Here is an 11,726-nt window from a genome sequence, read left to right on the forward strand (position 1 = left end):
GAAGTACATGGCAATTTTGTGATGCTTTCGGGTACGTTCCCGGATACTCTGTCCGTGGGGAGAGCCACATAGGCACACCCAGGCGCCCGCCAATGTGGGCGGGCTTGTCATCTATTCAGCTCTGGGGGCCGAAATGACAAACGAAATGCGGCCGCTGGATCGCGTCGGCTCTTTTAGCGGCCTGGTTGAGGCCGTGCCGGACGCTTTGCTCGTGATCGACGCGGACGGTCAGATCGCGTTCGGCAATGCCTATTCAGAGCAGCTCTTCGGTTATTCGCGTACCGAGCTGCTGGGCAAGCACTATGAGATGCTCCTTCCGGCGCGGTTCAAGGGCCAGGGTGGCGCCATCCGGGACCTCTTTGCCAGTGATCCTGGAATACATCGGGCTGGGACTGACTTGAAACTGTTCGGCCGCCACAGCGACGGCACGGAGTTTCCCATTGAGGTCAGCTTCGCTCCCCTCGGCGTCGGACCGGGCATGCAACTCGTCGCCTCCATCCGCGAAGTAAGTGACCGCGGCCGTGTTGACGCCGAACTCCGTGATGCCCTCTCCCTTCTCACTGCCACCCTGGAGTCCACAGCCGACGGCATTCTGGTTGTCGCGGCAGACGGCTCTATCGCGGGGGCGAACGAGCGGTTCGCCGAGTTGTGGGGCATCCCCACGGATCTTCTGGAGTCCCACGACGACGGCCGGCTGTTGGCTTTCGTCCTCGACCAGCTCACGGATCCCGATGGCTTCATAGCCAAGGTCCAGGAACTATACGCCGATCCGGGGGCGGAGAGCCTGGACATGTTGGAATTCCGTGACGGGCGGACGTTTGAGCGGTATTCCCGGCCCCAACAAGTCGGGGATGAGATCGTGGGACGGGTCTGGAGTTTCCGTGACGTCACGTCCCGCGAGCGCGCACAGGACCAGGCGCGGGAGGCGCTCATCCAAGTGGAGGGTCTGGCCGCCATCGTTGAGTCCTCGGCTGACGCGATCATCGGTATGACGCCTGAGGGCATCATCACCAGCTGGAACCCCGGGGCGGAGAAGCTGTACGGATTCACTGCCGCTGAAGCGACCGGGCAGAACGTCCGGCTCCTCATTCCGGACTACCTCCAGTCCGAGGACGAGGTGCTGGCCGCTGTCCAGAATGGCGGACAGGCCCGTAGCTTCGAGACAGACCGTGTGCGTAAGGATGGGTCCATCGTGCCGGTGTCCCTGACGGTCTCCCCGATCCGCGGCGAAAACGGGGTCATCGGAATTGCGACCATCGGGCAGGACATTACCGCTCGGCGTGCCGCAGAAGCGGAACTGTTGGCCGCCCGTGAGGCGGCCCTGGAATCGAGCAGGTTGAAGTCCGAGTTCCTCGCGACGATGAGCCATGAGATCCGTACCCCCATGAACGGAGTCATAGGCCTGACAACGCTGTTGTTGGACACGCCGCTGGATGAAGCACAACGCAAATACGCCGAAGGGGTTCAGACCGCTGCCGGAGCTTTGTTGACCCTGATTAACGACATCCTGGATTTCTCGAAGTTGGAAGCGGGGAAAATCGACCTGGACATCACGTCCTTCGATCCGCAATACCTGATGGAGGAAGTCGCCTCGCTCCTCGCCGAAGCAGCTCAGGCTAAGGGCCTGGAACTCATCGCGTACTGCCACCCCGGTGTTCCCGCGCAGCTGGCCGGTGATGCCGGCCGGATCCGGCAGATCCTGTTGAACCTGGCTTCGAACGCCGTAAAGTTCACTGCGTCCGGTGAAGTCGCCATCCGGGTGACCGTCGCGGACCAGGACGCGAGAACCGCGCTTGTGCGATTCGAGGTCAGCGATACCGGTATTGGTATCGATGCAGCGGATCATTTGCGCTTGTTCGATTCGTTCTCCCAAGCGGATGCCTCCACCACGCGTCGGTACGGTGGAACCGGGCTGGGGCTGGCCATCTGCCGGCGTCTGACGGAAGTTATGGGCGGGGACATCGGTTTGACCAGTACCCCTGGTGTGGGAAGCACGTTCTGGTTCTCTCTCCGATTGCCGCTGGCCAAGGAACCCGGGCGGGTTCCCGACCGTCCGGTCCCGGGCCTACTGGCGGGTCTGCGCGTGTTGGTGGTCGACGATAATGCCACCAACAGGTTCGTGTTGGAATCGCAATTGAACACGTGGGGGCTGCGGCCGGACGCGGTAGCGGACGCGCGCACGGCCCTCAAGCGGTCACGGACGGCAGCCGCCGCTGGGAAACCCTTCGACGTTGCGGTGCTCGATATGTGCATGCCGGACATGGACGGCCTCGAGCTTGCTCACGAGCTCTCGAGCGACCCGGGCCTGCGGGGCGTCCGGCTCATGATGCTGACGTCCGCGTCCCAGGTATCCAAGACCGATATGACTGATGCGGGAATCAGCGAATGGCTCACGAAACCTGTACGCGGCTCAGAACTCTACGACCGCCTGATGCGGCTGGTAGATGGCAACCCAGCGACCGACACGGCATCCGCACTTGCACGGCCCCCGAGGCCGGACAGGTCTTCCAAAGGAAGAATCCTTGTAGTGGAGGACAACGAGGTGAACCAGCTCGTCGCCCGTGAAATGGTTGCCAAACTGGGCTACGAAGCCGAGGTGGCTGCCGATGGCGCCGAGGCTGTCTCCGCCATTGCCACCCGCTCCTATGCGGCTGTGCTCATGGATTGCCACATGCCCGTCATGGACGGCTTCGAGGCCACCAGGAGCATTCGGGCGCGGGAGAACCGCTCCGTGCGCCTGCCCATCATCGCCATGACCGCCGGAGCCCAGGACGAAGACCGCGAGCGCTGCCTCGCAGCCGGTATGGACGACTACCTCAGCAAACCGGTCGATCTGGCTGCCCTGGATGAAGCCCTGAATCGGTGGGTTCCCCAGCGGGAGAGGATCTAGGACGCAATGAGCGTGGACGCGGAATTGGCGAAAGCCCTGCTTACGTAGGGTTCTCCGCGTGTATGGCCGCCCGTGGCCTTGGAAAACGAGTAGGCGGCACTCGTGCTTCAGGGCCGCGAAAGATGTTGAATTAACACAGGAACACATCCGCGGCTTGAGACAGACCAGCCGGCCCTCCGGGACCGGGCATTGGACGGGGCCGACGGCGGGAGGGCCCCTGGAGCCCGGGGCTCGGGGCTCTCTACCCCAGACGCCGCCGGCCCCCCGACGTTGCCCACGGGAACCCCCGCTCGGCTCACCAGGTTTGTGCGCCGTCTGTTCTTTTTGTGCGCCTGCCGGAGCACAATTGAGAAATGTTGGACCGTGGGCGGTGCGGCATGAAAACTCTCTCCAGCTGTCCCGGTCCTCCCTTTCATCAGCCTGTTGTGAAAGGAAACCGAGATGTTCCAGCCAAGCAAACGACTAACAGCGTTGGGATCCGCACTCGTGCTTTTTCTGGCAATGTCCGCGGTGGCGTCGTGTTCCGGGCCAAGCGGCACGCCTTCCCCGGCCACGTCAAACGGGACGCCGACAGGACCGACGTCGGGATCAGCCTCGCCAACGGTGACCCCGACAGTGACCCCGGACGCCGCAGAGCTCTGCGGGGCAGGGTCCGCCATCCACTATGACGGCTCCGCCTTCCAGTCGACGCCCAGGATAGACAACAAGTGGTTTCCGCTGAAGCCCGGCATGCAGTACACGACGAAGGGCACGGTGAAGAGTGCCGATGGCATCTCCGAGCGCACGGTGGTCCACTCTGTGACCGGGCTGACAAAGGTGATAGACGGCGTGAAGACCCTCGTGATGTGGGACCGGGACTACTTCGACGGGCAGCTGGTGGAATCCGAACTGGCTTTCTTTGCCCAGACGGAGAAGGGAGCGGTCTGGCTCTTCGGGGAGTATCCGGAAGAGTACGAGAACGGCACTTTCACCGGCGCGCCCCGCACTTTCATTAGCGGCATTTCCAAGGCACAGGCAGGGATCGCCATGCAGGATCAGCCCGTGACCGGTACGCCCGGGTACGTCCAGGCCCACGCACCCGACGTGGGCTTCCTGGATTGCGGAACTGTCTTCAAACAGCACGAGCGGGTGTGCGTCCCCGCCGCGTGCTACGACGATGTGTTGGTCGTTGATGAATACAATCCGCTGGAACCGTCTGTGGGCCATCAGCAAAAGCTCTATTCAGCGGGCACGGGGCTGGTGAAAGTGACAGCGGTTGGTGGTGCGGACCAGGAGTCGTTGGACCTCATCACTGCGGAGGCGCTCGCGGACTCCAAGCTGAGCGAGATCAATAAGCAGGCACTGGAATTGGACGGGCACGCCTACCAGGTCAGTGCGAGTGTTTACGGCACAACGCCCCACGCCGAGATTGCGGCGCCGGGTTCCGGCGGTTAGTCCGCGCTACCACTATGATTTGCTAAAAGACGGAAAATTCCCTGTTAACATCCTGAGAATCATTGCATTGAGCGTTGACCGCGGGTTTGCTCGGGGCTCATCATTGACGTACACGTCTGGGGGCGCTTTGGCACTGTTCCAGGGAGCGGCGTGGTGGACACGTACCGGGGATATAACGTTTTCAGCGGGCACTCACCAGAAATCGATTGTGAAGTGTCTCCTCCCCGCTGCGGCTTCTCCACTGTCACACCCCGAGAACCGGGTGACCGGCCATGATGGGCACGATCCTCCGATGGGTACTCCAGTTCCGGTTTCTGGTCCTGGCATTGGCAGCGGGGATCCTGGGGTTCGGCTTCACGAGCCTGCCGGGCATGGCAGTGGATGCCTTCCCGGAATTCGCCCCTCCACAAGTTGAAATCCAGACCGAGGCCCTAGGGCTCTCCGCCGCGGAAGTTGAACAGCTGATCACTTCGCCCATGGAGGCGGACCTGTTGAACGGTGTGGCCTGGGTGGAAGCCATTCATTCCAAATCAGTCCCGGGCTTGTCATCTATCCAGATGGTGTTCAAGCCGGGGACCGACCTTTTTCGGGCCCGCCAGCTTGTGTCCGAACGTCTGACCCAGGCACGCGCGCTGCCGAACGTGTCTGCCGCGCCCGTCCTGATGCAGCCGCTCTCATCGACGAGCCGGGTCATGATGATTCGGCTGACCTCCAAAGAGATGTCGGCCATTGACATGTCCGTTCTCGCCCGCTGGACCATGAAGCCCGGCCTCCTGGCGGTGCCCGGCGTCGCGAACGTGTCTATTTGGGGCCTCCGCGACCAGCAACTGCAGGTCCTGGTCGATCCTGAACAACTTGAGGCCAAGGGCGTGACGCTGGACGAGGTCATTACTACCACCGGCAACGCCGTGTGGGTGTCGCCGTTGAGTTACCTTGAGGCGTCCACACCCGGCACCGGCGGCTTTCTGGAGACCGGCCACCAGCGGCTCGGAGTTCAGCACGTCCTGCCGATCACCACGCCCGAGGATCTGGGCCAAGTCAGCCTGGAGGGGCCGGCCGGAAAGCTGGTGTTGGGCGATGTCGCCCACGTCGTGACCGATCACCAGCCGCTGATCGGGGATGCACTTTCCGGCAAGGATGCCGAATTGCTCCTCGTCATCGAGAAGTTCCCGGAGACGAACACAATGGACGTGACCCGGGGCATCGATGATGCGCTCCATGCCCTCCAGCCCGGGCTGTCCGGCGTCACGATCGATACCACCGTCTACCGACAGGCAGCGTTCATCCAGGAAGAGGTCGGCACGCTTGGTGTCGCACTGCTTGTCTCCCTGCTGCTGATAGCCACCATGTTTGGCGCGTTCTTCCGCTCCTGGCGCACCGCGGTCATCAGTCTGGTCACGATTCCGGTCTCACTGACGGCGGCAGCCTTGGTGCTGTATCTGAGAGGCACCGGGATAAACACGATGGTCCTGGCCGGGATGATCCTGGCCTTGGCCGTCATCGTTGGTGACGTCGCCGAAGACCTCTATGGCGCAGTCCGCGCTGGCAGGGCAGGCGCCCGGTCCGGCGTCGGGCCCGGCGTCGCGGAGTCGAGCGCCGCCTTGGTGACGGGGTCCCTGCGGGCAGTGCGAACGCCGATTCTCTACTCTCTGCTGATCATGGCGTTGTCGGTGCTGCCCGTGTTCTTCGTCCCGGGCGAAGACGGAGCGCTCTTCGGCCCGCTGCTCCTTTCCTACCTCCTCACCCTGGCTGTCGCGATGATCGTGGCGCTGACTGTCACCGCGGCGCTGGTCTTCGTCCTGCCCGTCGGCCGGACCACCGCAAGGGAAGGACGCACCCTGTCCCGGGTCCACAGCCGATACGGCCGTGCCTTGTCCCGGGCAGCGGGAAAGGCTCGATGGGTATTCGCGAGCGCTGCGGTCATGGCCCTTGCCGGGCTTGCCCTCGCGCCCCAGCTAGCCACCGGCCGTCCGACAGTGCCCGTCCTGCCGGACAAGACACTCGTGGTGCAATGGAGTACGATCGCCGGCACGTCAGACCAGGAAATGAGCCGGATCACTGATGCGGCCGCCCAAGAGCTCCGGGCACTTCCCGGCGTGGCCAATGTGGGGGGACACGTCGGGCGCGCGATCACCTCGGACCAGGTGGGTGACATCAGCGCCGGGGAGCTCTGGGTGACAGTTTCCGCGGAGGCCTCCTACCGCGACACGGCGGCGGCAGTCCAGCACGTGGTAAATGGGTACCCGGGGTTGACCAGCAAGGTATCCACGTACCCGCAGCAGAAGATCGACCAGATCCATGAGGCCGCCGACCCCGGATTCACCGTCCGGGTATACGGCCTGGATATGGCCACGCTCCGCCAGAAAGCTGAGGAAGTGCGGCAAATCCTGGCCCGGACCGGCGGCGTCGTCAATCCCCATGTCGACGCGCCTGTCCAACAACCAATCGTCGAAGTCCAGGTTGACTTGGCCGCGGCCCAAAAGGCAGGTGTCATCCCCGGCGATGTCAGGCGCGCGGCCGCTGCCCTGCTGCAGGGAATCGAAGTCGGCAACATCTACCAGCAACAAAAAGTCTTCTCGGTGATCGTCAAAGGAACCCCGTCCACCAGGAACAGCCTTACCAGCGTCCGCGAGCTGCTGATCGACACCCCTGGCGGCGGGCACGTACGCCTCGGCGACGTTGCCCAGGTCAACATGGTCGGGAACGAGGCGGTCATCCTGCACGATGACACCTCGCGCCGGATCGATGTGAAGGCTGAAATTCAGGGGCGCGCGCTCAACGACGTACAGCAGGACATCGAGAAGGGCCTCCAGCAACTTCAGTTCCCGCTCTCTTACCATGCGGAAATCCTCACCCAGTACGCAGAGCAGCAGAATAGCGCCCGGTGGCTGTGGCTGCTGGCGGCGGTCGCTGCGGCCGGAATCCTCGTGCTTCTCCAGACGGCGCTCGGAAGCTGGCGGCTAGGTGCGACGGTCTTCCTGGGCCTGATTGCGGCGCTCTCGGGCGGGGTGCTCGCAGCCCAAATGACGGGCGGAATCAACTCCTTGATCTCGCTTCCTGCCTTCTCCGCCGTCCTGGGCATCGCCGTGCGTGGCTCCATCCTGCTGATACGGCACGCCCGAAGCTTGGGATCCGAGGATAGCGCGGCCCACGGGCCCGCTCTCGTGATCCGAAGCGCGCGGGACCGGTTGATGCCCGTGCTGATGTCGGCCCTGATGACGGCACTTGCCCTACTGCCGCTCGTACTCATCGGTGGCGTGGTCGGAAAGGAAATCATCCAACCGCTCGCCGTCATCATCTGGGGCGGGCTGCTGACCACGACGCTTTTCCTGCTACTTGTCTTGCCCGCACTTTTGCTTCGATTCGGACCGGATCCGGCGCGTAGGACCGCAACCCGGAACGATTCGCTGCTCCGGGCACAGAGCGAGGATGCACCATGAAAAAGATAGCTTCCCGGCGGAGCCGCAGCACCAAGGTCCTGATCGCCTTGGTGGTCGCCGCGTTCCTGACGCTGTCGCTGCCAGCCTGTTCCCAGCCGCCAGCCGAAGCCGTGCCTGCCGCAGACAACCCAGCCACCCTGGAAGAAGTCCCGGGGACGGACCTGCACCGCATCACCCTGACGGAACGCGCCGTCGAACGGCTGGGGCTAAAGACCGGGATGGCGGCGTCGGGTCCGCAGGGGAAGCTGACCGTCCCCTACGGGGCAATCCTGTACGACAGCCAGGGCAGGACCTGGGTCTACACAAATCCGGAGCTCCGTGTGTACGTCCGCCAGGCGGTAAATATCGAGCGAATCGCCGGCGAAGCCGCCTTGCTGAGGGACGGTCCGCCGGTCGGCACGGTGGTGGTAACGCTGGGGGCCGAGGAACTGCTCGGCGAGGAATTCGATACGGCCCACTGAGATGCGTTGGATCATAGGCATCAGCCTCAAATTCAGGACGGTGGTTGTTGCACTGGCCTGCGCGGTGATGCTGTTGGGCTCCGTACAGTTGAGCTCAGCGTCCATCGATGTCTTTCCAGAATTCGCGCCCCCGCGCGTGGAAATCCAGACGGCCTGCCTGGGCCTGACCGCGCAGGAAGTGGAAGAGCTGGTCAGCGTCCCGATCGAGGCTTCCCTCAGCGGCATGCCCGGCCTGGATGAGCTGCGCTCCAAGTCCGTGCCCCAGCTGTCCTCGATCGTGCTCGTCTTCAAGCAGGGTACCGATCTGCTGAACGCCCGCCAGGTGGTATCTGAACGGATGGCGGCAGTGACCTCCGCTTTGCCCACCTGGGCGGCTCCGCCGGTCATGCTTCAGCCTTTGTCGTCGACGAGCCGCGTGATGAAGATCGGCATGACCTCCTCCGACCGGTCCCTCATCGAGATGTCCATGCTCTCTTACTGGACGATCCGTGCCCGCTTGCTCCGGGTGCCCGGCGTGGGCAACGTCGCCATCTGGGGTGAACGGCTCCAGATGCTGCAGGTCCAGGTGCAGCCGGACCGGCTCAAGGCCGAAGACGTTTCGCTCAACCAGGTCATGGAAGTCACCGCCGGAGCCGTGGACGCCGGCCTGCTGAAGTATTCCCCCGGCCGGTTCATCGGCACTGGAGGCTTCATTGACAGTCCGAACCAAAGAATGGGCGTCCAGCATGTCCAAGCGGTTTCCAGCCCCGAGGACCTGGCGCAAGTCACCATCAGGGAAAAGGACGGCGTCGCGCTGCACTTGGGCGACGTGGCCAAGGTCGTCGAGGACCACCAGCCGCTCATCGGCGACGCGGTCATCAACAACGGGCACGGACTCATGCTCATCGTCGAAAAACTCCCTTGGGGAAACACCCTCGATGTGACGAAGGGAGTTGAGGACGCCCTCCGCCAGCTCCAGCCAGGGTTGAGTGGAATCACCTTTGATACCACCATCTTCCGTCCGGCGAGCTTCATCGAGGAGGCGATTTCCAACCTCAGCCTCGCGCTGCTCCTGGGCTGCCTGCTGGTCGTCATGATCCTCGGCGCCTTCCTCTTCCAGTGGCGCACCGCGCTGATCAGTCTTGTGGCCATTCCACTCTCCCTCCTGACGGCGGCGCTCGTGCTGTACTTCACGGCGAGCTCCATCAACACCATGGTCCTGGCGGGACTGGTCATCGCAGTGGGTGTCGTCGTCGACGACGCGATTATCGACGTCGAAAACATCATGCGACGGCTCAGGCAACACAGGGCCGTGGGCAGCGAGGAACCAACCGCCTCGGTAGTGCTCAGGGCCTCTCTGGAAATGCGAAGTCCCATTGTCTACGCGACCTTGATCATCGTCGTCGCGGCCGTTCCCATTTTCTTCCTCGACGGACTGACCGGCGTCTTTTTCCGGCCGCTGGCTGTCTCCTATACCTTGGCCGTCCTCGCCTCGATGCTGGTCGCGCTGACGGTGACGCCGGCGCTGGCCCTGATTCTGCTCGGCAAGGCGAAACTGGAGCAGCGCGATCCTCCCCTGGTCCGGGTGCTCAAACGCGGATATCACGCCGCCTTGTCCCGGACCATGAACCGGCCCCGCTACGGCTACGCCGGTTTCGGCGCCGTCGCGCTGGCGGGTCTGGTGATCGCTCCCCTGCTGGGCCAGTCCTTGTTCCCCACCTTCAAGGAACGGGACTTCCTGATGCACTGGGTCTCAGAACCCGGCACATCGGCAGCAGAGGAATACCGCATCTCACAAAGGGGCTGTGAGGAGCTCCTCAAGGTGCCCGGAGTCCTGAACTGCGGAACACACATAGGCCAGGCGTTCACCGCAGACGAGATCGTCGGCGTCAACGCTGGGGAAAACTGGATCAGCATCGACCGCCACGCTGACTACGATAAGACGGTGGCAGCTGTCCAGGAGGTTGTCGACGGCTATCCGGGCCTGCACCGCGACGTCCAGACCTACCTGAAAGAGAGAATCGAAGAGGTCCTGACCGGCTCCAGCGAACCAATCCTGGTCCGGGTCTACGGGGATGACCTGAACGTGCTGCGGGACCAGGCCCAAAAGATCAAATCCATTCTTGACCACATCCAGGGCACCAATGAACCCCACATTTCCCTGGAAGTCGAGGTGCCGCAGATTACGGTCAAGGTGGATCTTGCCGCGGCACAAAAGTACGGGCTGAAACCCGGCGACGTCAGGCGGGCAGCCGCGACACTCGTGGCCGGGGAAGAGGTAGGCGACGTCTTCCGGGACGGTCGCGCCTATGACGTCCAAGTCTGGAGCACACCGGAGACCCGCGCCAGCGTCACCAGCATCGAAGACCTGCCGCTCGACACTCCCGGCGGACAGCGCGTCCGGCTGGCCGACGTCGCCGCTGTCAGTGTGCAAGCGACACCCAACCTCATTGACCGCACGAACGGATCCCGCCGCGTTGAGGTCGGTTCCTTTATCGATCAGGGGGCGGACCTCGGGACCGTTGTCCGCACGCTCCAGGAACGCCTCGAAGAGATGAACCTGCCGCCGGGTTACGGCGTCCAGCTCCTCGGTGAGTACACGGAACGCCAAGCGGCCACCGAACGCCTGACGATCTTCGCCATAGCGGCCCTGGCCCTGATCTTCCTGTTACTGCAGGCATCGTTCCGGAGCTGGCGGCTGGCCCTACTCGCGCTGCTGACGCTCCCAATAGCCCTGGTCGGCGGAGTTTTCGCCGCCTACATCACCGGTGGGGTCCTCTCGCTCGGCTCACTCGTCGGGTTTCTCACGGTCATGGGCATCGCAGCCCGCAACGGGATCCTGCTCATCAGCCACTGCCAGCATCTGGAAAGGAACGAGGACGAAGCTTTCGGCCGCGCCCTCGTGTTGCGCGGAGCTGCGGAACGGCTTTCCCCGATCCTCATGACCACCTTGGCTACCGGACTTGCCCTCGTGCCTTTGGTGGTCATGGGCAATATCCCGGGCCATGAAATCGAACACCCGATGGCCGTGGTCATTCTGGGCGGACTCGTCACGTCCACACTGCTCAATTTGTTCATTGTTCCTTCGCTCTACCTCCGCTTCGCAAAAGCGGGGTCCATCCCGAGCGGATCTTCACGCGTGGCACGGAGGGGATCAGCGTTCCTTTTCCGGAGATTCAGGCGAATGGCTCCTTTCCGAGCGCAGGAACCTAGGTAGCCGAGTGTGTCTGCCTCGCGCACGCGCCCAGCGAGGTATTAAATTGTCGGTGCCTCCTGCGATGCTGTGGGTATGGATGGAAGGACAGCCTGGAGTGCGGACAGCAGGGCGGCCGTGGAGGCCGTCGCCGCGTCCGTTGCCGCGCTGACCGCCTTCACCGGGGACGCTGATTCCTCCGAAAACACCGACCCGCTGCGGCGTCTGGCGGATGATTGCCTGGACGGCCTGGCCGAAGTGGCCCGGCTGGAGGCCCGGACCGCCGCGCTGAAAGCGAAGCTGGCCGCGGACTACGTCCACGCAGCCCG

At 63.4% G+C, this 11,726-nt stretch carries 5 protein-coding genes and 1 pseudogene; all 6 read left to right on the top strand.

Annotated elements, in window-relative coordinates; genetic code table 11:
* Positions 1-133 precede the first annotated feature (133 nt).
* Entirely contained in the window at positions 134-2,890 is a 2,757-nt protein-coding gene (locus ABH924_RS03645; protein ID WP_404496945.1) for a PAS domain S-box protein, read from the top strand.
* 441 nt (positions 2,891-3,331) lie between these two features.
* Positions 3,332-4,324 carry a hypothetical protein gene (locus ABH924_RS03650; RefSeq protein WP_404496947.1) on the top strand — a complete coding sequence of 331 codons (993 nt, stop codon included), beginning with the start codon at positions 3,332-3,334 and terminating at the stop codon, positions 4,322-4,324.
* A gap of 272 nt (positions 4,325-4,596) precedes the next feature.
* Positions 4,597-7,764, top strand: coding sequence for an efflux RND transporter permease subunit (locus tag ABH924_RS03655; RefSeq protein WP_404496949.1), 3,168 nt, complete (start codon positions 4,597-4,599; stop codon positions 7,762-7,764).
* Positions 7,761-8,225, top strand: a complete 465-nt coding sequence (locus ABH924_RS03660) for a hypothetical protein (protein ID WP_234749643.1) — start codon at positions 7,761-7,763, stop codon at positions 8,223-8,225. Before ABH924_RS03655 ends, ABH924_RS03660 begins: the two co-directional genes overlap by 4 nt.
* Before the next feature lie 40 nt (positions 8,226-8,265).
* Positions 8,266-11,421: an efflux RND transporter permease subunit gene (locus tag ABH924_RS03665; RefSeq protein ID WP_404496951.1), complete on the top strand. Its 3,156-nt coding sequence runs from the start codon at positions 8,266-8,268 to the stop codon at positions 11,419-11,421.
* Positions 11,422-11,493: 72 nt separating this feature from the next.
* A pseudogene (locus ABH924_RS03670) lies at positions 11,494-11,726 on the top strand (endonuclease); the annotation flags it as partial.

The sequence above is a fragment of the Arthrobacter sp. GAS37 genome (assembly GCF_044908325.1).
In the GTDB taxonomy this organism is placed as follows: Bacteria; Actinomycetota; Actinomycetes; order Actinomycetales; family Micrococcaceae; genus Arthrobacter; species Arthrobacter ramosus.

Coding starts and splice junctions, on each gene's coding strand:
- ABH924_RS03650 (WP_404496947.1), top strand. CDS start 3,332: ATGTTCCAGCCAAGCAAACGACTAACAGCGTTGGGATCCGCACTCGTG.
- ABH924_RS03660 (WP_234749643.1), top strand. CDS start 7,761: ATGAAAAAGATAGCTTCCCGGCGGAGCCGCAGCACCAAGGTCCTGATC.
- ABH924_RS03655 (WP_404496949.1), top strand. CDS start 4,597: ATGATGGGCACGATCCTCCGATGGGTACTCCAGTTCCGGTTTCTGGTC.
- ABH924_RS03645 (WP_404496945.1), top strand. CDS start 134: ATGACAAACGAAATGCGGCCGCTGGATCGCGTCGGCTCTTTTAGCGGC.